This is a genomic window from Chromohalobacter sp., from assembly GCF_039830575.1.
GTDB classification, from domain to species: domain Bacteria; phylum Pseudomonadota; class Gammaproteobacteria; order Pseudomonadales; family Halomonadaceae; genus Chromohalobacter; species Chromohalobacter israelensis.
On the sequence record NZ_JBDOOX010000012.1, the window covers coordinates 451,480 to 471,694 of the forward strand.

A 20,215-nucleotide genomic window follows, 5' to 3' on the forward strand; every position below is an offset into this window, starting at 1 on the left:
ACAGAATAGGACGATTGATGCATGCTGTCCGCGTGCGACCTTAAGGCCTGATAGGCTGTAGGAACAGTGCCCATAGGTCGAACGCGGCGCATGTCGACGTCGACGGCATCGCGTGATGCCGACGTGACGTTCAACGCGCCCGAGCGTGATGTTGGGGCGTCAGGATCGATTGGCGGGAGAGATTGCTGTGGGAACGCGTTTTCTGCGTCACTTCTTCGAGCCGCATAGCGTGGCGGTGATCGGAGCTTCGGAAAAACCCCATTCGATGGGCGGGATGGTGCTCGGCAACTTGCTCGAGGCCGGCTTTCCCGGTGCATTGTGGGCCGTGAATCCGCGCGGCTACGCGACAGTGCATGGCGTGTCCTGCGTCAGGCGCATCGGCGACCTGCCCGCGATTCCCGACCTCGCCATTCTGTGCAATCCGGTCGAGGGCGTGCCGCGCAGCATCGAGGCACTGGGCAAGCTCGGGGTCCGCGCGGCCCTGGTGCTCTCCGGCGGCTCCTACCTGGATGACCGTACCCAGGACGGCGGTTCGTTGCGTGAGCGCATGCTCAAGGCGGCACGGCGATCGGGCATCCGGGTGCTGGGCCCCGAGTGCCTGGGCATCGTGGTGCCGGGGAAGAAGCTCAATGCCACTTACGCCAGTCAGCCGATCAAGGCGGGGCGGGTCGCCTATCTCGGCCAGTCGGGGATGCTCGGCAATGCCATGATCGATTGGGCGGCGGGGCGCGGCATCGGGTTCTCGCATCTGGTGACACTGGGCGACAGCGTCGATGTGATGCTCTCCGACCTGATGGATTACATCAATCAGTACTCGCCGACGCGGGCATTGCTGCTGCACCTGGAGCGCGTGCACGATGCCCAGCATTTCATGACGGCGCTGCGCGATGCGTCGCGCAACCGGCTGGTGCTGGCGATCAAAAGCGGGCGTAGCGCACAGTCGACGCTCGATCACGAGACGCAGACGCCGGGCATCGACAACCGCGATGTGGTCTTCGATGCTGCCCTGGCGCGCGCCGGCGTGGTGCGCGTGGACAATTCCGATGAGTTGTTCGATGCGCTGGAGACGTTGACGCGCATGCGTCCGCTGCGGGGCGATCGCCTGGCCATCGTCTCGAACGGTCTGGGGCCGGCACTGCTGGCGATCGACAAGCTGGTGATGGCGGGCGGCAAGCTGGCGGAACTGACCGCCGCCACGCGCGATGCGCTGATCGCCGGTGAATTCGACGTCAGCATGCCGGGGCGCAATCCCGTCGATCTGGGCGGCAACGCTTCGCCCGAGCGCTTTGTCGAGGCACTCGAAATCGTGGCCGCCGATACGCAGGTGGATGCCGTGCTGGTCGTGCATGCCCCCACACGCATGGCGCCCTCGAAAACCACGGCCGAGGCATTGATCGCCAATCGCAAGCGCTTCAAGCGCAACCTGTTGACCAGCTGGATGGGGCTGGCGGAGGCGCTCGATGCGCGTCACGAGTGCAACCTGGCGGGGATACCCACCTATATTTCCCCGGAGAAAGCGGTCAAGGCGTTCATGCACATGGTGGACTACCAGCGCGTGCAGACCCTGCTTCAGGAAACGCCGCCCAGCCTGCCGTTCACCACGCAGCCCGACATTCGGGCACGCTGCCACCGACTGATCGCATCGGCCAAGCAGCGGGGACGGGACCGGCTGACCCACCAGGAAACCGCCGAGGTTCTCGCCGCCTATGGGATTCCGGCCGCGCCGAGCCAGTATGTGTTCGGCCCCGAGGAAGCGTTCCGCGCGGCTCAGACCCTCGATGGCCCGATGGCACTGAAGATCGTGCATGCCCACAATTGCGTGCCATTCCGTTACCGCAAGCATCCCCACAAGCTGTCCGCGGGCTTGTTGCAGGATCTCGAGACACCGGAGCAGGTCGCCGACGGCGTGCGCCGCCTGGGCGACAAGGTGCGCGAGAAGTTTCCCGAGAGCCCCATCTTCAGCTACTGCCTGCAGCGCATGCAGCGCGGCAAGGCGTCGATGCAGTTCTGCGTGGGCATCACTCGCGACCCGGTATTCGGGCCGGTGATCCTGTTCGGTATCGGGGGCTACAAGATCAACGTGCTGGCGGATCGTCACGTGGCGCTGCCGCCGCTCAACATGACCCTGGCCAGGGAACTGGTCTCGCGCACTCATGCCTACCGCTTGATTCGCGAGCATGCGGCCGATCCGGAACGGGACATCGAGCGTCTCTGCCAGTTGCTGGTCAAACTGTCGCAGATGGCCTCGGACCTTCCCGAACTTCAGGGGCTGGAGCTCAACCCGTTGCTGCTCAATCGGGACGGGGTCGTGGCCGTGGATTTCGCCATGGACCTGGGGGCACCGGCGCGGCATGCGATCATGCCGTATCCCGAAGAGCTGCGCGAGTGGGTGACACTGGAAAACGCCATGCAGGTCGAGGTGCGCCCCATCCGTGGCGAAGATGCCCCGTTGATCACGCTTTTCCATGAGCGTCTTTCCGAAGAAAGCATTCGCTTTCGCTACTTCCACCACAAGGCCGACCTGACCCAGCGCGACCTGTCGGTGCTCGCACAGATCAACTACGACCGCCAGATGGCGTTCATCGCCGAGCACGAACGACCCGATGGCAGCAAGGAAATGCTGGGCGTGGTGCGTGTCTGGAACGATCCCGACAACATTCGCACGGAGTTCTCGATCATCATCCGCGACGACCTGCACGGCCAGGGGCTGGGCGGCCTGCTGATGGAGAAGATGATTCGGTACTGCAAGGGCATCGGGATCCTCGAGATGGTCGGCACGGTCATGCTCGACAATCAGCCGATGCGGGCCTTGCTGAAACACCTGGGATTCAGTTTTCGCTATAACGTGGACGAGCAGGTGGTCGAAGCCACGCTGCGCCTCAACGAACCGAGCAGTGACTGGCAGCGGCACCGTCTGGAAAGTCATACGGACTGAAGGAGGCTCCCCGATGGGCGTCACTCGGTGGAGGGCGAGGGGGGGCGGCGTGCCCCTCGTGGGGACCGATGTCGCGATGAGACCGGTAGAGGTCGGCATCGGGGGCCTCAGAGGGCTGCGCCGACGTACCATGTCCTGGATCCTGGGGCGTCTCCGTGCCGCGTCCGGCGACGCTTCGGGTTGTTGAACCATGGATCAATCATCAGTTGTTTTTATTTGAAGCGTTATCAATAAGTGGGTATGATCCGATACCAAACATAACGAAATTTTATCTTCATGATCATTTCCCATCATCTCCATGACCATAACAAGAGCCAGGAGACCGACCCGCCAGGTACTCGCAACAACGTCGCACTGTAATGTGACGCGGCGACACTGTTGAGCGCGCTCCTTTTTTCAAAGGGGCATGGCGATGACTTGACCAAAGCAGGCAAGCCTATGACCGAAACGGATGAAACCAACGAAAGCAATATCAAGATTCAGGTACGCGGCCTGAGCAAGGTGTTTGGCTCCCAGCCAAAGAAAGCGCTCGAATTGCGCAATCAGGGAAAGAAGCGTCCCGAGATCCTCGAAAAAACCGGCCAGACGCTGGGGCTTTCGAACATCGACTTCGATGTGCGTGAGGGCGAGCTCCTCGTCATCATGGGGTTGTCGGGGTCCGGCAAGTCGACGCTGATCCGCTGTCTCAACCGACTGATCGAACCCACCGAAGGCGACATCATCATCGATGGTCAGAACATTCCCAAGCTCAACGAGAAAGAGCTGCTGGAATGTCGCCGTCGCCACTTTTCGATGGTATTCCAGAACTTCGCGCTGTTTCCGCACCGTACGGTGCAGGAGAACGCCGAGTACGGCCTCGAAGTTCGCGGTATCGAAAAATCCTCGCGTGTCGAAAGCGCGCGTAACTCCCTCAAGCAAGTCGGCCTGGAAGGGTGGGAAGACGCCTATCCGAACCAGCTTTCCGGCGGCATGCAGCAGCGGGTCGGTCTGGCACGCGCGTTGGCCAACGACTCCACCGTGATGCTGATGGACGAAGCCTTCTCGGCGCTGGATCCGTTGATCCGCAAGGATATGCAGCAAGAGCTGATCGAACTGCAGCATCGCATGAAGAAGACCACGATCTTCATCACCCACGACCTCGACGAAGCGATCAGCATCGGTGACCGCATCATCCTTCTCAAGGATGGCGAGATCGTCCAGAGCGGCACGCCCGAAGAGATTCTGACGCGCCCCGCCGACGATTACGTGGCTCGCTTCGTCGAGGGCGTGGACATGTCACGCGTGCTGACAGCCACCAGTGCCATGCGCCCCGTGCGCGCCACGGCACGCGACAGCGACGGTCCCCGTACCGTGCTGCGCAAGATGAGCGACAATGGGCTCGATTCCATCTATGTCATCGGGCGTGATCGCACCTTGCTGGGTATCGTCGGGGTCGATGACGTCGATGCGGCCGCCAAGGCCGGCAAGGATACGATTCACGAGTTGATCCACGACGACTTCCCGAAAGCCGGGCCGGATGAACCGATGAACAATCTCTTTGCCATGTTCAGCGAGAAAAGTTACCCGATCGCCATCGTCGACGACAATCAACGCCTGCTGGGCGTCGTCGTGAAGGGCGCGGTACTCGAACAACTGGCTGAAGCGGGAGAGCACTGATGGCGATCGATATTCCACGCATCCCCCTCGGCGATAGCATCGAGGGCGGACTCGACTTTCTGACCACGAATTACTCGGTCGTCACACGTGGCATTTCACGTGTCACCCAGACCGGTATCTCGGCACTCAACGATGCGCTGATGTGGCTGCCCGAGTGGGGGCTGATGGCCATCATCGCGCTGATTTGCTGGCGGGTCGCCAGCGTGCGTCTGGCCATCGGCTCGGTGCTCGGGCTGGCCTTGATCTGGAATCTCGGCCTTTGGGATCCGATGATCGAAACCCTGACGCTGGTGGTGATCGCTACCTTCGTGGCGGTGATCATTGCATTGCCATTCGGGGTGTTCGCGGCGTTGTCGGATCGTTTCTATAGTCTGATCATGCCGGTACTGGATTTCATGCAGACCATGCCGGCCTTCGTGTACCTGATTCCCGCCATTCCGTTTTTCGGGATCGGGTCGGTGTCGGCGATTTTCGCCACCGTGATCTTCTCGATGCCGCCGGCGATCCGCTTCACTACGCTGGGCATTCGCCAGGTACCCAAGGATCTGATCGAGGCCGCCGATGCCTTCGGTGCCACGCGCAGCCAGAAGCTGATCAAGATACAGTTGCCGTTGTCGCTGCCGACGATCATGGCCGGTATCAACCAGACGATCATGCTAGCGTTGTCGATGGTCGTCATCGCGGCGATGATCGGTGCCGATGGCCTGGGTAGCGAAGTCTGGCGCGCGATTCAGCGTCTGCGCCCGGGTGACGGTTTCGAAGCCGGTATCGCCGTGGTCATTCTGGCCATGCTGCTGGACCGTATCACGCAGGCGGTCCGCAAGAAGTAAGCTGGCATGAGTCGCAAGCAAGGCGCTTCGTGGCGCCGGATGTCGAGCCCAGGCTCGACGAGGGCGCGGCCTGCGGGTCGCCGCCCGATAACATCTCCAATCCATAAGAGAAGGGGAATGACGATGACACGCACTTCACTGACGAAAGCCGTACGTTGCGGGGCCCTGATGATGGCTGCCGGCGCAGGGCTCAATGCGGGCATCGCACAAGCGCAGGACAGCAAGGGTGACATCACGCTCGCGTACGTCGAGTGGTCTTCCGAAGTCGCTTCCACCAACGTGGTGCGCGCGGTGCTCGAGGAGCAAGGCTACAACGTCGAGATGTCGTCACTTTCCGCCGCTGCCATGTGGCAGGCCGTGGCGTATGGCGATGCCGACGGCATGGTCGCGGCATGGTTGCCGTCGACGCATGAACAGTACCTCAACGAGGTCGGCGACAAGGTCGAAGACCTGGGCGCCAACCTCAACGGTACGAAGTTGGGTCTCGTCGTCCCTTCTTATACCGATATCTCGTCCATCGATGAACTTGATGACAAGGCGGATATGGTCAACGACGAGATCGTCGGCATCGATCCGGGCGCCGGTCTGATGAATCTGACCGAAAAGGCCATCGAGGAATACGATCTCGGCGACGAGATCAACCTGCAGTCGGGTAGTGGCGCCACGATGACGGCGGCGCTGGACAGCGCCATCAAGAACGACGAGGACATCGTCGTCGCCGGCTGGACACCGCACTGGATGTTCGCGCGCTGGGACCTCAAGTATCTCGAGGATCCGAAGAACGTCTATGGTGGTGCGGAGCACATCAACACCGTGGTGCGCCAGGGGCTGAAGGAAGATATGCCGGAAGCCTATGCGATCCTCGACAACTTCGAGTGGACGCCGGAGCAGATGGGCGAAGTCATGCTCATGAACCAGGAAGAAGGCTCCGACCCGTACGAAAACGCCAAGAAGTGGGTGGAAAACCATCCCGATGTCGTCGCCGAGTGGGTGAACGGCGACAGCTGATTGGCAATGTCTGGCGCCTTCTGGCACCAGACGCTCGTATCGAAAACGCCCGGTCTATTGGACCGGGCGTTTTCGATGCTGGCGAGGCCACATGCCATGAGACGTGGCGTTTCAGGGCGCCAGGCGGGTCTTGCTCCAGGCGGCATCCTGCTCATGGTAACGATAGCGGATGCGATCATGTAGCCGATTGGGTTGCCCCTGCCAGAATTCCAGCAAAAACGGCAGGACCCGATAACCTCCCCAGTGAGGCGGACGCTCCACCGTTTGTTCGCCGTAGACCTGCTCGAAGCGCTGCTTGCGCTCCTCCAGCCAGTCGCGGTCGGGAATTTCCACGCTTTGCTGGGAAATCCAGGCACCTAGCTGGCTGTCACGGGGCCGGTTGGCGAAGTAGGCATCGGAGACCTCGGCACTGGCCTTTTCCACGCGGCCCTCGATGCGTACCTGGCGCTGCAGCGTGGGCCACCAGAAGACCAGAGCGGCATAGGGAACGTTGGTCAGCTCGCTGCCTTTGTGGCTCTGGTAGTTGGTGAAGAATACCAGCCCCTTGTCGTCGAGCTGCTTGAGAAGGACCACGCGCGCGTGGGGGAGTCCCTGACTGTCCACGGTGGCCAGCGTCATGGCGTTGGCGTCCTGCGTCTCGTGCTCACGTGCGGCGGCAAACCACGTCTGGAACAGGTCGAGGGGCGAAGCCGGCGCACTCTCGACGGAGAGCGTTTCGCCGGCGTAATCGCGTCGCAGGTCAGCGATGTCGTAGTTCATGGTCGTTCTCTCCTAGAGGATCATGTCGTGTTGGCGTGCTGCGCCCCAAGCCGGTGCCGGGGGGCGTTTCCGTCATGCGCGCAGGCACCAGTCACCGAGGGGAAGAGGCGTTACCGGTGCCGCCAAGCTCGTCAGAACATGACACCGTGCCTCGCCCCAGGGGGTGTTCAAACGAATACGGTCATACCATTCAGGATAGCGCTCCAGGCGGTCGAGGTCGGCAAAAGTCGCTGCGCCGACGGCATGGATCTCGCGGAGGTGGCTCATACCGCTTGCCACCCGGCATACAAGGCGAATACCACGCCGCACGCGAGCCACCCGAGAACGGCATAGGGCAGGTTCCAGCGCAGCATGTCGCGCGACCGGATGCCGTAGCGCACGCACAGCGCCAGGTTGCTGCCCGACAGCGGGCTGCAGCCGGTTCCCAGAGCCCAACTCATCAAGAACATCATGCCGAGCAAAGTCGGGTCCGGTGACATGGGCTGCACGAGTGGCGCCAGCGTGGCGATACCCACGAGCGGATGAATGCCGACGAAGGCCAATACCACGAGAATACCTTGCGTCACCCAGGCGGCAAAACTCCCAAAATGGTCGAGGGGAATGAGTTGCCGATCGGGGGCGCTGGCGATCAGGGCCGCCAGGCCACTCGAAATGACCCCGGCGACCAGAAACAACGCGAACTGAGGACCCAGCCGTGGTAGCCCCTCGTTGAGCTGCTGATGCAAGCGCTGGCGTCGGGATGCGGACGGTACCAGCAGAATCGCGAAGAAGGGCGACGCGATGGCGATGATCAAGGGGATGGACAGCGACGGCCAGATGAAGTGGGTCACGACCACGCTCGAGGCCAGCGCACCCGGCAACAGCAAGCTGCCTTTTTCGAGCGGATAACCGATGAACGTGCCCGGCAATCGGTGTGCATCGAGCGCGATGAGTCCGAGCAGAAGCATCGCCGCCAAACCGCCCCAGGGCAAAAGCGCGAGAAAGTCGAGGCCTGGCGAGTAGGTCAGGGCAACGCCCATGGCGACGAAGAACGGCGACCAGGCGGCAGCTGCCGGAAAGGCGCGCCCCAGCACGCTGACCTGCTTGCGTGTCAGACGTCCCTCGCGTTGCATGCGATCGCCGAACAGGAACAGTACCGAGAGATTGATGACGGCACCGAAGAGATGCACGCCGGCCAGCGTGCCCCAGAAACTGCCGTGACGCTCGCCTCCCGAGGCGTCGTCGGCAGCGGGACGCGCCATGGAGAGAAAGCTGACGCCGGCGAACATCATCAGCAGCGGCTGGTTGATGCTCACGGCCGTGGCCAGGGACGTTGGCGTATCTCGCCACAGCGCCACCAGCCAGATCGAGACGCCGGCCAGGCCCAGCCATAGCGTCTGTCGTCGCGAGGCGCGCGGTAGCGTCAACCCCAGTCGCAGCGTGGCCAGCCAGCCGAGGACAGCGGCCGGCCAAAGCGGCAGTTGAAGCAACGAGCAGGCGATGCTGAGAACCAGCATCGCGATGATGAGCAGACTCGAGGGACGTATCGCCATGCCTCAGCCGGGCAGTTGCTGACGTCGCCAGCGTGCATAGGCAGCGGCGCTGACGAACAAGGCAAGCGCGGCCAGGGTTTCCAGCACGCCCCAGACCAGGCGACCCGGCACCTGGGCGATCATCAGACCCTGCAGGATGTACAACAGGCTGACGAAAGCGAGCATCACATGTCCGCGCGGTCGTTTCGTGACGACCGAGGGCAGAAATAGTACCAGCGGCAACAAGCGTACGACGATCGGCATCAAGGCAACCTGGCCGCTGGCATGCATCTGCCAGCCCCCCAGGATCTGCAAGACAGCCAGAGCGCCCATGCTGCCCCATACGCCTCGGCGTGCCAGCAATGCCGCCTGATCGAGGCCGTGGCGCGTTGCCATGCGATCCAGCCACTGTCGCATCATGCCTCCTCGTGGAGGGAGCGCATGGCCAGCGCGAGGCGGCCCAGCCGCGCCCCCTGGGCCCTGGCCAGCGCGGTCTCGTCGACGTCGAGTTCGCGCTCGGCCTTGGCGCCCGCCAGGTGACTGGTCCCGTAGGGCGTGCCCCCGGACCGAGTCGTCAGCAGCTGCGTTTCCCGGTACGGCACGCCGGCATACACCATGCCGTGATGCAGCAAGGGCACCAGCATCGTCAAGAGAGTCGCTTCCTGGCCACCATGCAGACTCGCTGTGGAGGTAAAGGCGGTCGCCGGTTTGTCGGTCAGGGCACCGTTCATCCAGAGTTCACTGGTGGTATCGAGGAAATACTTGAGCGGCGAGGCCATGTTGCCGAAGCGTGTGGGGCTGCCCAGTGCAAGGCCGTGACAGTGGCGCAGATCGTCGAGGGTGGCATAGACGGCCCCTTCGGCGGGGATTTCCGGGTCGACCGCTTCGGTGGTCGGCGACACGGGAGGCACGGTGCGCAGGCGGGCCGCGATGCCGGCGACACTCTCGATGCCGGCCGCGAGCTGTTGTGCCATTTCCTGCGTGGCGCCGTGACGCGAGTAGAACAGCACGAGTACATAAGGCGTTTCTGAGGCGGAGCGGGTCATGACGAGTCTCGTGTCGTGGGGATGTCGGTCATTCGACCAGGGCCAGAATCGCTTCCGGCGGGCGGCCGATGCGTGCTCGCCGGCCATCGTCGAGAATCGGGCGTTGCATGAGGCGAGGGTGCTCGGCAATCGCCTGCAGGCGCTCTTCGTCGCTGGGCGCCTCGAGTGCCAGGGCTTTCCACTGCGCCTCGTTGGTGCGCACCAGGGCGGGAACGCCATCTTCCAGCCGTTGCGCCAGGTCGCGTAGCGCGTCGATGTCCAATGGGGCGTCCAGATAACGATGAACGTTGACATCGACCCCGCGTGCCTCGAGAAGGGCAAGCGCTTCCCGGGACTTGGAACAGCGCGGGTTGTGGTAGAGTGTAAAAGTCGTCATGCCTTGACTCCGGCAGCGGGATTCGACGCATCAAACAATTAGTTAAGCATTTTAGAGCGCCACATGCGACGCCCACAACTCCTTGACCGCCGCTGGCTGACCATCATCCTGCGCAGCTTGCGTGAACTGATTCAGCGTTTCGATGCGCATGACGGACTCAAGACGGCATCCGCCTTGACCTACACCACGTTGTTCGCGGTGGTGCCGTTCATGACCGTCCTGTATGCGATGCTCTCGGCCATTCCCAGCTTCCAGGGGATCAGCGAACAGCTGCAGGCCTTGATCTTCAGCCAGTTCGTGCCGGCGACCGGGTCGGCACTGGTCGAGCATTTGCGCGATTTTTCACGACAGGCGCGTAGCCTGACGTTGATCGGGTTGATGTTCTTGCTGGTGACGGCGGTGATGATGATGGTGACCGTGGAGCGCGCCTTCAACAATATCTGGCATGTGTCGCGCAGCCGACGCGGCGTTTCCAGTTTCCTGCTGTACTGGGCAGTGCTTACGCTCGGCCCCTTGTTGCTGGGCTCGGGGTTCTTGCTGTCTTCCTATCTGGCATCGCTGACACTGGTGCGAGGGGCCGCCGAAGTGCTGGGCGGGCCGGTCGCCTTTCTGCGCTTGCTGCCGCTGACGTTGAGTTTCACGGCGTTCGTGTTCATCTACATGGCCGTGCCCAACTGCCGGGTACGGTTTCGGCACGCCGTGGCGGGCGCCGGGCTGGCCGCCCTGGCGCTGGAGCTCGCCAAGGGGGCATTCTCGCTGTATGTCACGTACTTTCCGTCTTATCAGGTCATCTACGGGACCTTTGCCGCCGTTCCCTTGTTTCTGGTGTGGGTGTTCTTGTCCTGGGCGATCGTGCTGGTCGGCGCTGAACTGGCTGCCTGGCTGGGGGAGCGTCGGCGTGCCGAGTGGCGCTACTGGGCGCCGTTCTGGCAAGCGCTGGGGGTCGTGTCTCACCTGTACGACGCCCATCGGCGAGGGCAGGCCGTATACGACCGGGAACTAGCGATGCGACTGGGGGCTCGCTATTCGGACGTGATGGCGCCCTTGCAGACACTGGGCGTGGCCGTGCAGCTCGATAACGATCGCTGGATGCTGGGACGCGACCTCGGTGCCTTGTCGCTCTGGGATTTCCAGCGAGCCATGCCCTGGGCCGTGCCTCTTGGCGAATCGTCGCCCGCGCCGGAGATGCAGGCGATCCATGCGGCTCTGCAGGAAGCCGAGCGCCATCGCCAGCAGGTGCTGACGCAACCCATGGAGCATCTGTTGGCAGAGGGGGCGCGCAACGACTCGGCGTGACCTGGCCTTGGGTCATGGAGGTTTATACCGTTATCTTTCATGGCCCACAAAAAAACCAGAAAGTTCATATGCGTCGATACACCCATGCGCTCGTGCCATCTTCCAACCTGACGTTGACGCGGCGATAGCGGGCGCCGATGCGCTCGTAGCGGTCCAGGCGTTGCAGCGCGGGAGTGCTTACCTTCAACAGCTCGCCCTCGACCGTGCCTCCGACCCGCGGGGCAATATCCAGGTCATGGCGTGTGTAACCTTTCAGCGTGGCAGGGGACGATGCAATGTCGATATCTCCCGTGACCAGCCAGCGTATCAGGTCATAGCGCAGGGTGCCGTAGACGAAGACAGCGTGTCGCTCGAGGCGGGTATCCACGATCGGCGGTGAGGCCGGCGGTTCGTAGCCGTATGGGCTTCGAAAGGTGTACCAGAGGTAACCGCCTCCGACGACGGTACTCAGCATGAGCACGATGCCCAGCCTGATTCCCCAGCGCATTGAATGTCTCCCTGTCTCGTGCCCGTGACCAGGCGGGTGCTTGCCGTCAGGGCCGGGGAGTGTGGCATTATCCAATGAGGTTGGAAACCTTCGGGGATTCCGGTAACAGGGCCTTAGGAGACAATGCCGATGAGCCAGCACATGCGGGATGATCTGTTTCGGGAAGCGCTGGGAGAGGATGTCCAACCCCTGACCAAGGGACGCGACAAGGCCGATGTCACGCGTGGCCCGGCGAGGCCCTCCGAGGCGCAGTTGGCGCGTCGCGCACAGGCACAAGCCGCCGACGAGGAGAACAACTTCCTTTCCGACGAATTCGTCGACCTGGTCGGTCCGGCCGATCCGGTCGAATACCGCCGGGACGGTATCCAGATCGGCGTCGTGGATCGTCTGCGACATGGAGGCTATGCCCCCGAGGCATCGCTGCATTTACAGAAGAAACCGATCCCCGAATGCCGCCGAGAACTGTTTCGTTTCATTCGGGAAGCTCGCGAGCACGATCTGCGCTGCGTGTTGATCGTGCACGGTCGCAGTCAGGCCATCGATGGTCACGCCAATGTGGTGCGGTCCTATCTGGGCAAATGGTTGGCACAGTTCGAGGAAGTGCAGGCCTACGTCTCGGCGCACAAGAGCCACGGCGGCTTGGGGGCCACCTATGTCATGCTGCGCAAGTCGGAGCGAGCCCGTGCCCGGAATCGCGAGCGGCAACAGAAACGACGCGGCTAAGCGCGCCGCGCCATATGCGGAAGGAAGGGCCGACGTCATGCCTCTCGCGAGGGGACGTCGGCCGGATCTCGGCGAGACTCAGGCGCTTTCGCGCATGCGGCGCCGAAACAGCGGCTCCGGGGTATCGGTGCCGGGCTGATAGCTGAGGCTGAAGGTGTCCAGCGCGTTGAGGGCATCTTCGACGATCTGGTCCTCGCGCAGCCAGAAAGCATCGAAACCGCAGCGCGACATGTAGTACAGCTGGTCGATCAGGACATCGCCGACCGCGCGAATCTGTCCCTGATAACCGTAACGTTCCCGCAGCAGGCGCGCGAGGCTGTAGCCACGGCCATCGGTGAACTTGGGAAAGTCGATGGCGATCAGCGGTGCACCCAGCAGCTGCGTGGCGAGCTCGGGCGTGAGCTCGGTGTCACTGGCCAGCAGCGGGGCGACATCGTCGCCCGGGGCAGCTTGCCACTGCGCGAGCGGGACGATGGCACGCCCGTTCACGGAATGCGGCGCTTCGTCTTCGAGAAGCAGTGTCCAGTCGTCTTCCACGACGTGCCGACCGACGATCAGGGTGCGCTGCTCAGGCATAGACATGCTCCTTGAAAGGTTTCAGGCCGATGCGACGATACGTGTCGAGGAAGGTCTCGTCGGCCGTGCGTTCCCCGACGTACACCTTCAACAGCTTGTCGATGACATCCGGGACATCCTCGCGATAGAAGGAGGGGCCCAGAATCTTGCCCAGAGACGATTCGTTGCCCTGGCTGCCGCCCAGCGAAATCTGATAGTACTCTTCGCCTTTCTTGTCGACCCCGAGGATGCCGATGTGGCCCACGTGGTGGTGACCGCAGGCATTCATGCAGCCCGAGATGTTGAGCTCCAGCGGTCCCAGGTCATAGAGGAAATCGAGATCCTCGAAACGTTCCTGGATCGACTGGGCGACGGGAATCGACTTGGCGTTGGCCAGCGAGCAGTAATCGCCCCCCGGGCAGCAGATCAAATCGGCCAGGGTGCCGACGGTCGGGTTGGCCATGCCGAGTGCCTCGAGCTTCTGCCAGAGCTCCTCCATGCGGTCCACCGGAACGTCGGTCAGCACCAGATTCTGCTCGTGGGTAACGCGCACCTCGCCATAGCCGAATTCGTCGGCCAGGTCGGCCACGGCGGCCATGTCTTCGGAGGTCACGTCGCCAGGCGAATGATCGTGACGCTTGAGCGACAGGGTCACGGCCTTGTATCCGCGCACCTTGTGATCGGTGACGTTGTTGGTGACGAAACGCGCGAAGGCACGATTCTCACTGCGCAGGCGTTCGAAGTCCGCGATGGCGTCCTCGGAGACGTCGCGACGCGGCGGTTCGACGAAGTGCCCGGCCACGGCGGAGATCGCTTCCTCGGTCAACGTCTGCGGGCCGTCCTTGAGATGTGCCCATTCGGCCTCGACACGGCGCCGGAACTCATCGATGCCCAGCGCCTTGACCAGAATCTTGATACGCGCCTTGAACTTGTTGTCGCGGCGGCCGTACTGGTTGTAGACACGCAGGATGGCTTCGAGATACGTGAGCAGGTGCTGCCACGGCAGATCGTCGCACATCACGGCACCGATCATCGGGGTGCGTCCGAGACCGCCACCGGCCAGTACCTTGACGCGGACATCGCCGTCGTCGTTGCGCCAGAAGCGCAGACCCACGTCGTGCACCTGGATGGCGGCGCGGTCTTCCTCGGCACCGGTCACGGCGATCTTGAACTTGCGCGGCAGATAGGCGAATTCCGGGTGGAAGGTCGACCACTGACGAATCAGTTCGCACCAGGGGCGCGGATCGACATCCTCGTCGGCGGCGATGCCCGAGAACTGATCGGTCGTGGTGTTGCGGATATCGTTGCCGCTGGTCTGAATGGCATGCATCTGCACGCTGGCCAGATCCGCCAGGATGTCGGGTACGTCCTCGAGCTTGGGCCAGTTCAGCTGCAGGTTGGTGCGCGTGGTGAAATGACCATAGCCGCGATCGTAGCGTGCAGCGATCTCGCCCAGCTTGCGCAACTGGTAGGACGCCAGCATGCCGTAGGGAATGGCAATGCGCAGCATGGGGGCATAACGCTGCACGTAGAGGCCGTTCTGCACGCGCAGCGGCAGGAATTCCTCATCGCTGATCTTGCCCTCGAGATAGCGGCGCATCTGGTCGCGGAACTGCGCGACACGTTCATCGACGAGTGTTTGGTCGTACGAGTCGTACCGATACATACAGGCGGTGTCCTGCTAGTCACATGGATTGCCGTAGCAGGGCACCTTACCCTGCCTTCTATATTCTTTGAAAGAATAAATAATAATAGGTTGTTGCTTTTATGTTATTAAAAATGCCACGCATGGCGTTACAGGGCGAGGCGTTGCCAGTGGCGACGCTGCCAGATCGTCGTGAACCATAACGAGTTCATGCAGCGGTAGCCTAACTGAACCCACCAGACCCCGGCCAGACCGTGGCCGAGCGAGACGCCCACCCACCATGCCAATGGAAGGAAGGCCACCCATTGTAGCAGCAGCGTCACTTTCATCACCGTGCGATTGGCGCCCGCGCCGAGCAGCGCCTGGGCGAGCACGATGGCTGCCGCATCGAGCACGATCATGGCGGCGGTCAAGCGTAGTGGCAGACGCCCCATGTCGATCAGGGCGGGATCATGCAGGAACATGCCCAGCAGCCACTCGGGTGCCCATGCCATCGGCAAGGCCAGGAGCGCGAGGCATAGCCAGGCGAGCCGTACCGCGTCCCATCCCCAGCGATGGGCGTCTTCGGGCGAGGCCTGCCCCAGCGACTGGCCCACCAGACTCATCGCTGCCAGCCCGAGGCCGACGCCGGGGAGGATCAGGAACAGCGAGAGATTGACCAGCACATGGCCGACCGCGACGCTGGCACCGCTGACATGCCCGAGAATCCAGAACAGCACGGCATAGCCCGCCGCAAAGCAGAATTGCTGAAAGGAATGAGGCGCCGCCAGACGCAGGGTGCGCACGTATACCGCCAGCGGAGGGCGGCGCGCCAGAAAGCCGTTGCCGCGGGCATGGCGACGGCTGAGCATGGCCCACATCAGGACACCGACGAGCAGCGATAGCGTGGTGCCCGCACCCGCACCGGCAGGCCCCAGGCGGGGCAAGCCCGCCCAGCCATAGATCAGCGCTGCGCTGGCCGCGACATTGACGACCTGGGTGACGAGCATGATCCGCAAGTACACGTCGGTACGCTGGATACCGTACCAGTAACCGCGAAAGCAGAAGATCAGCGCCACCGGCAGCAGGCCGGCGATCCGCCAGCGGAAATAGTCGACCGCGACCCGCTGGATGGCGTCGTCTCCGTTGAGCCAGGCGATCGCCCGCGGCGCTTGCCACAGGCCGGCCACGCTCACGGGGATGGCCAGGCACAGCGCGATGAGCAAGCCGGCGTTGAGCGCCTCGGCGCGACGTGCGACCACCTGCTCGCCATGGCGGCGCGCGGTTTGTGCCTGCACCCCCGAGGACAATCCGAACAGCAGGGCGGTGACCATGAACATGGCATAGCCGCCGATGCCGACGCCGGCCAGGGCCGTCTCGCCCAGGCCGCCCACCAGGGCGGCGTCGACCAGGTTGAGCAGGCTCTGCGAGAGCATGCCGCCCATGATCGGCAGGGCCAGGCGCAGCAACAGGGCAAAGCGCGATAGCGGTGCGTTCAAGGCGACTCCGCTTCTCGCTGGCCGGTGGCCGCCCATCCGGTCTGCACGTTCGCCCTCATTCGGGATCGTAGGACAGTACCGGTGACAGCCAGCGCTCGAGCTCGGCGAGTGACATGCCCTTGCGCGCTGCCAGCGACTCGACCTGATCGCGACCGATCTTGCCGGTGGAGAAATACTTCGAGCGCGGGTGCGAGAAATACCAGCCGGAGACCGCGGCCGAAGGCCACATGGCGTAACTGTCGGTCAGCTCGATGCCGGTCTTGGCGGTGGCGTCCAGCAGCCGGAACAGCGTGGCCTTTTCGGTGTGATCCGGACAGGCGGGGTAGCCCGGCGCGGGACGAATGCCCTGGTACTGCTCGGCGATCAGGGCATCGTTGTCCAGGGTTTCGTCGGGCACGTAGGCCCAGAATTCCTTGCGTACCCGCTCGTGCATGCGTTCGGCGAAGGCTTCCGCGAGCCGGTCGGCCAGGGCCTTGACCATGATGGCGTTGTAGTCGTCGCCGGCCGCTTCGTACTGCGCCGCCAGCGCATCCGCGCCATGTCCCGTGGTCACCGCGAAGCCGCCGATCCAGTCCACCTGGTCGCTGGGCTCGCCGTTGTCGAGACGACGCGGCGCGATGAAGTCGGCGAGGCTCTGGCAGACGCCGTCGCGATTCTTGGTCGTCTGCTGGCGAATGTGATGCAGGCGCTCGATCACCGTACGGCGCGAGGTGTCGGCATAGACCTCGAGGGTATCGTCATCCACGCTATTGGCCGGCCACATGCCGATGACGCCGCGTGCCGTGATATGACGCTCGTCGATCAGCTTGCGCAGCATCGTCTGCGCATCGGCGAACAGGCTGCGTGCCGCCTCGCCGACGACGTCGTCCTCGAGAATCTTGGGGTACTTGCCCGAGAGCTGCCAGCTCATGAAGAAGGGCGTCCAGTCGATGCGTTCGACCAGCTCTTCCAGCGGGTAGTCGTCGAACACCTTGAGTCCGCTGAAGGTCGGTGTCGGTGGCGTGTAGTCGGCCCAGTCGAGAGCCGGGCGGCGCTTGCGCGCCTCGGCATAGCTCAGGTCGGCGGCCTTGGGACGGCGCTTGGCGTTACGCTCGCGCACCTTGTCGTATTCGTCGCTGATCTCCGCGACATAGCCCGGCTTGAGGCTCGGGGAGAGCAGGCGGCTGGCGACGCCGACCGCACGCGAGGCATCGCTGACATAGATGACCGGCTGGTCGTACTGCGGGGCGATCTTGACCGCCGTGTGGGCCTTGGAAGTCGTCGCACCACCGATCAGCAGCGGCAGCGTAAAGCCCTGGCGCTGCATTTCCTTGGCGACATGGACCATCTCGTCCAGCGACGGGGTGATCAGTCCGGACAGGCCGATGATGTCCGCATTGTGCTCGCGCGCGGCGGCGAAGATCTTTTCCGCCGGCACCATGACACCGAGGTCGATGACCTCATAGTTGTTGCACTGCAGGACCACGCCGACGATGTTCTTGCCGATGTCGTGAACGTCCCCCTTGACCGTGGCCATCACGATCTTGCCCTTGGCCTGGGTGCCTTCGCTCTTCTCGGCTTCGATGTAGGGAATCAGGTAGGCCACCGCCTGCTTCATCACTCGGGCCGACTTGACCACCTGGGGCAGGAACATCTTGCCGGCGCCGAAAAGGTCGCCGACCACGTTCATGCCGTCCATCAGCGGACCTTCGATGACCTCGATGGGGCGCGCGGCACGCTGCCGGGCCTGCTCGGTGTCTTCCTCGATGTAAGCGGTGATGCCCTTGATCAGGGCATGCTCGATGCGCTTCTCGACCTCCCAGCTGCGCCATTCCAGGTCTTCTTTCTTCTCGCCGCCGCTGCCATCGCCCTTGTACTTGTCGGCGATATCGAGCAGGCGCTCCGTGCCATCGTCGCGGCGGTTGAGCACCACGTCTTCGACGGCCTCGCGGAGCTCCTCGGGCAGGTCGTCGTAGACCGCCAGCTGGCCGGCGTTGACGATCCCCATGGTCAGCCCGGCCTTGATGGCGTGATAGAGGAAGACCGAATGGATCGCCTCGCGTACCGCGTTGTTGCCCCGGAAGGAGAACGACACATTGGACACGCCGCCCGAGAGCATGGCGTGCGGCAGGTGCTCGCGAATCCACTTCGATGCTTCGATGAAGTCGACGGCGTAGTTGTTGTGCTCCTCGATGCCCGTGGCGATGGCGAAGATGTTGGGGTCGAAGATGATGTCCTCGGCGGGGAAGCCGATATCGTCCACCAGCAGGCGGTAGGCGCGTTCGCAGATTTCCGTCTTGCGCTGGAAAGTGTCCGCCTGACCTTCCTCGTCGAAGGCCATGACCACGATGGCGGCGCCATACCGGCGGCATGCCGTGGCCTGTTGCCGAAAGGCGTCTTCGCCTTCCTTGAGGGAAATCGAGTTGACGACGGCCTTGCCCTGAACGCACTTGAGTCCCGCCTCGATGATTTCCCACTTCGAGGAATCGATCATGATCGGGACGCGGGAGATGTCGGGCTCCGAGGCGATCAAGTTCAGAAAGCGCACCATGGCGTCCTGTGACTCGAGCATGCCCTCGTCCATGTTGATGTCGATGACCTGGGCGCCGTTTTCGACCTGTTCGAGCGCCACCTCGAGCGCCGTGGTGTAGTCCTCCTCCTTGATCAGGCGCTTGAAGCGCGCGGAGCCGGTCACGTTGGTGCGCTCGCCGACATTGACGAACAGCGAGTCCGCCTCGATGTTGAAGGGCTCCAGCCCCGCGAGGCGACATGCCTTGGGGCGTTCGACGACCTGGCGCGGCGGCAGCTCGCCCACGGCATCGCGAATGGCGGCGATGTGTTCCGGCGCCGTACCGCAACAGCCGCCGATGATGTTGACCAGGCCACTTTCGGCGAACTCGCGCACGATCGTGGCCATTTCCTCGGCGGTCTGGTCGTACTCGCCGAATTCGTTGGGGAGCCCGGCGTTGGGGTGGGCCGAGACGTAGGTATCGGCCTTGTGGGAAAGCTCCTCGAGATAGGGGCGCAGCTCCGCCGCGCCGAGGGCGCAGTTGAGCCCCACGGACAGCGGCTGGGCGTGGCGTATCGAGTTCCAGAACGCTTCGGTGGTCTGCCCGGAGAGCGTGCGCCCGGAAGCGTCGGTGATGGTGCCGGAAATCATCACCGGCAAGCGTTCGCCGCGCGCTTCGAACAGCATCTCGAGGGCGTAGATGGCCGCCTTGGCATTGAGCGTGTCGAAGATGGTTTCGATCATGATCAGATCGGCACCGCCCTCGAGGAGCGCCTCGGCGGCCTGATAATAATTGTCGCACAGCTGATCGAAGGTCACGTTTCGCTTGGCGGGATCGTTGACGTCCGGCGACAGCGATGCCGTGCGCGATGTCGGTCCCAGCACCCCGGCGACGTAGCGCGGCACCCCGGTTTCCCGGGCCACCGCGTCGCAGACGTCCTTGGCCAGGCGCGCGGCTTCGCGATTGAGCTCGGGGACCAGGGACTGCATGCCGTAATCGGATTGCGACAGCTGGGTGCTGTTGAAGGTGTTGGTCTCGACGATATCGGCACCGGCCTCGAGGTAGGCACGGTGGATGTCACGCACCACGTCGGGACGCGTCAGGACCAGCAGGTCATTGTTGCCCTTGAGCTCGCTGGGCCAGTCGGCGAAGCGTTGCCCGCGAAAGTCGCTCTCGTCGAGTTCGTAGCCTTGCAGCATGGTCCCCATGCCGCCATCGAGGATCATGATGCGCCGTGACAGCTGCTCCTGCAGCGAGGCGAACGAGGCGGCGAGCGGTAGGGATGAAGCAATGGCGGCAGGCATGTCGGCGTGTGTCTCCAGCGTAATTCCGTGCGACGTGGCAAGACTCGTCGAGACCGGCAGGACGCCGGTTTCACGAATGTGACGTACGAGGCGGCGATGGTACCAGAAGCGCCCCAA

General features: G+C 63.2%; 16 protein-coding genes. 6 read left to right on the forward strand and 10 right to left on the reverse strand.

Annotated elements, in window-relative coordinates; genetic code table 11:
* The first annotated feature begins 187 nt into the window (after positions 1-187).
* From ABGX75_RS12045 to ABGX75_RS12060, 4 genes are all read left to right on the forward strand, one after another.
* Entirely contained in the window at positions 188-2,935 is a 2,748-nt protein-coding gene (locus ABGX75_RS12045; RefSeq protein ID WP_110061385.1) for an acetate--CoA ligase family protein, read from the forward strand.
* 438 nt (positions 2,936-3,373) lie between these two features.
* Positions 3,374-4,591: a glycine betaine/L-proline ABC transporter ATP-binding protein gene (locus tag ABGX75_RS12050; protein WP_347411420.1), complete on the forward strand. Its 1,218-nt coding sequence runs from the start codon at positions 3,374-3,376 to the stop codon at positions 4,589-4,591.
* The gene (locus ABGX75_RS12055) at positions 4,591-5,421 is read left to right on the forward strand and encodes a proline/glycine betaine ABC transporter permease (RefSeq protein WP_011507200.1); all 831 of its coding nucleotides are present in this window, start codon (positions 4,591-4,593) and stop codon (positions 5,419-5,421) included. Before ABGX75_RS12050 ends, ABGX75_RS12055 begins: the two co-directional genes overlap by 1 nt.
* 123 nt (positions 5,422-5,544) lie before the next feature.
* Positions 5,545-6,429 (forward strand): glycine betaine ABC transporter substrate-binding protein, encoded by an 885-nt coding sequence (locus ABGX75_RS12060; RefSeq protein ID WP_011507199.1) that lies wholly within the window; start codon positions 5,545-5,547, stop codon positions 6,427-6,429.
* Between the two features lie 111 nt (positions 6,430-6,540).
* On the opposite strand, the gene pdxH is transcribed toward ABGX75_RS12060, so the two are convergent.
* The 5 genes from pdxH to arsC form a co-directional block, all read right to left on the reverse strand.
* Positions 6,541-7,188: a pyridoxamine 5'-phosphate oxidase gene (pdxH, locus tag ABGX75_RS12065; RefSeq protein ID WP_035409705.1), complete on the reverse strand. Its 648-nt coding sequence runs from the start codon at positions 7,186-7,188 to the stop codon at positions 6,541-6,543.
* Between the two features lie 263 nt (positions 7,189-7,451).
* The gene (locus ABGX75_RS12070) at positions 7,452-8,720 is read right to left on the reverse strand and encodes a hypothetical protein (RefSeq protein WP_301969089.1); all 1,269 of its coding nucleotides are present in this window, start codon (positions 8,718-8,720) and stop codon (positions 7,452-7,454) included.
* Positions 8,721-8,723: 3 nt separating this feature from the next.
* On the reverse strand, positions 8,724-9,119 hold the full coding sequence (locus ABGX75_RS12075) for a DUF2069 domain-containing protein (protein WP_240673356.1): 396 nt from the start codon (positions 9,117-9,119) through the stop codon (positions 8,724-8,726).
* Entirely contained in the window at positions 9,116-9,745 is a 630-nt protein-coding gene (wrbA, locus tag ABGX75_RS12080) for an NAD(P)H:quinone oxidoreductase (RefSeq protein ID WP_110061387.1), read from the reverse strand. Before wrbA ends, ABGX75_RS12075 begins: the two co-directional genes overlap by 4 nt.
* A 28-nt stretch (positions 9,746-9,773) precedes the next feature.
* On the reverse strand, positions 9,774-10,121 hold the full coding sequence (arsC, locus tag ABGX75_RS12085) for an arsenate reductase (glutaredoxin) (protein ID WP_011507194.1): 348 nt from the start codon (positions 10,119-10,121) through the stop codon (positions 9,774-9,776).
* A gap of 63 nt (positions 10,122-10,184) precedes the next feature.
* Here arsC and ABGX75_RS12090 point away from each other — a divergent pair, with 63 nt between their 5' ends.
* A complete protein-coding gene (locus ABGX75_RS12090; RefSeq protein WP_179153104.1) occupies positions 10,185-11,417 on the forward strand; it encodes a YihY family inner membrane protein in 1,233 nt (410 codons plus the stop codon).
* Between the two features lie 64 nt (positions 11,418-11,481).
* Here ABGX75_RS12090 and ABGX75_RS12095 read toward each other — a convergent pair whose 3' ends face one another.
* Positions 11,482-11,904, reverse strand: coding sequence for a gamma-glutamylcyclotransferase family protein (locus ABGX75_RS12095; RefSeq protein WP_035409690.1), 423 nt, complete (start codon positions 11,902-11,904; stop codon positions 11,482-11,484).
* A 129-nt stretch (positions 11,905-12,033) separates the two neighbouring features.
* On the opposite strand from ABGX75_RS12095, the gene smrA reads away from it, so the two are divergent.
* Positions 12,034-12,627, forward strand: coding sequence for a DNA endonuclease SmrA (smrA, locus tag ABGX75_RS12100; protein WP_011507191.1), 594 nt, complete (start codon positions 12,034-12,036; stop codon positions 12,625-12,627).
* A 78-nt stretch (positions 12,628-12,705) separates the two neighbouring features.
* Here the strand turns inward: smrA and ABGX75_RS12105 are convergent, their stop codons facing one another.
* The 4 genes from ABGX75_RS12105 to metH all read right to left on the reverse strand — a co-directional run bounded on the left by ABGX75_RS12105 (position 12,706) and on the right by metH (position 20,098).
* On the reverse strand, positions 12,706-13,203 hold the full coding sequence (locus ABGX75_RS12105; protein WP_011507190.1) for a DUF934 domain-containing protein: 498 nt from the start codon (positions 13,201-13,203) through the stop codon (positions 12,706-12,708).
* Positions 13,196-14,848 carry a nitrite/sulfite reductase gene (locus ABGX75_RS12110; RefSeq protein ID WP_110061389.1) on the reverse strand — a complete coding sequence of 551 codons (1,653 nt, stop codon included), beginning with the start codon at positions 14,846-14,848 and terminating at the stop codon, positions 13,196-13,198. Before ABGX75_RS12110 ends, ABGX75_RS12105 begins: the two co-directional genes overlap by 8 nt.
* A gap of 128 nt (positions 14,849-14,976) precedes the next feature.
* The gene (locus ABGX75_RS12115) at positions 14,977-16,305 is read right to left on the reverse strand and encodes an MATE family efflux transporter (protein WP_347411421.1); all 1,329 of its coding nucleotides are present in this window, start codon (positions 16,303-16,305) and stop codon (positions 14,977-14,979) included.
* A gap of 55 nt (positions 16,306-16,360) precedes the next feature.
* A complete protein-coding gene (metH, locus tag ABGX75_RS12120) occupies positions 16,361-20,098 on the reverse strand; it encodes a methionine synthase (RefSeq protein ID WP_347411422.1) in 3,738 nt (1,245 codons plus the stop codon).
* Positions 20,099-20,215: the final 117 nt, after the last annotated feature.

What these genes read in the sequence shown, in the direction of transcription:
- ABGX75_RS12060 (WP_011507199.1), top strand. Translation starts at nt 5,545, where the DNA reads ATGACACGCACTTCACTGACGAAAGCCGTACGTTGCGGGGCCCTGATG.
- metH (WP_347411422.1), bottom strand. Translation starts at nt 20,098, where the DNA reads ATGCCTGCCGCCATTGCTTCATCCCTACCGCTCGCCGCCTCGTTCGCC.
- pdxH (WP_035409705.1), bottom strand. Translation starts at nt 7,188, where the DNA reads ATGAACTACGACATCGCTGACCTGCGACGCGATTACGCCGGCGAAACG.
- arsC (WP_011507194.1), bottom strand. Translation starts at nt 10,121, where the DNA reads ATGACGACTTTTACACTCTACCACAACCCGCGCTGTTCCAAGTCCCGG.
- ABGX75_RS12070 (WP_301969089.1), bottom strand. Translation starts at nt 8,720, where the DNA reads ATGGCGATACGTCCCTCGAGTCTGCTCATCATCGCGATGCTGGTTCTC.
- ABGX75_RS12110 (WP_110061389.1), bottom strand. Translation starts at nt 14,848, where the DNA reads ATGTATCGGTACGACTCGTACGACCAAACACTCGTCGATGAACGTGTC.
- ABGX75_RS12075 (WP_240673356.1), bottom strand. Translation starts at nt 9,119, where the DNA reads ATGATGCGACAGTGGCTGGATCGCATGGCAACGCGCCACGGCCTCGAT.
- ABGX75_RS12050 (WP_347411420.1), top strand. Translation starts at nt 3,374, where the DNA reads ATGACCGAAACGGATGAAACCAACGAAAGCAATATCAAGATTCAGGTA.
- ABGX75_RS12095 (WP_035409690.1), bottom strand. Translation starts at nt 11,904, where the DNA reads ATGCGCTGGGGAATCAGGCTGGGCATCGTGCTCATGCTGAGTACCGTC.
- smrA (WP_011507191.1), top strand. Translation starts at nt 12,034, where the DNA reads ATGAGCCAGCACATGCGGGATGATCTGTTTCGGGAAGCGCTGGGAGAG.
- wrbA (WP_110061387.1), bottom strand. Translation starts at nt 9,745, where the DNA reads ATGACCCGCTCCGCCTCAGAAACGCCTTATGTACTCGTGCTGTTCTAC.
- ABGX75_RS12105 (WP_011507190.1), bottom strand. Translation starts at nt 13,203, where the DNA reads ATGCCTGAGCAGCGCACCCTGATCGTCGGTCGGCACGTCGTGGAAGAC.
- ABGX75_RS12055 (WP_011507200.1), top strand. Translation starts at nt 4,591, where the DNA reads ATGGCGATCGATATTCCACGCATCCCCCTCGGCGATAGCATCGAGGGC.
- ABGX75_RS12090 (WP_179153104.1), top strand. Translation starts at nt 10,185, where the DNA reads ATGCGACGCCCACAACTCCTTGACCGCCGCTGGCTGACCATCATCCTG.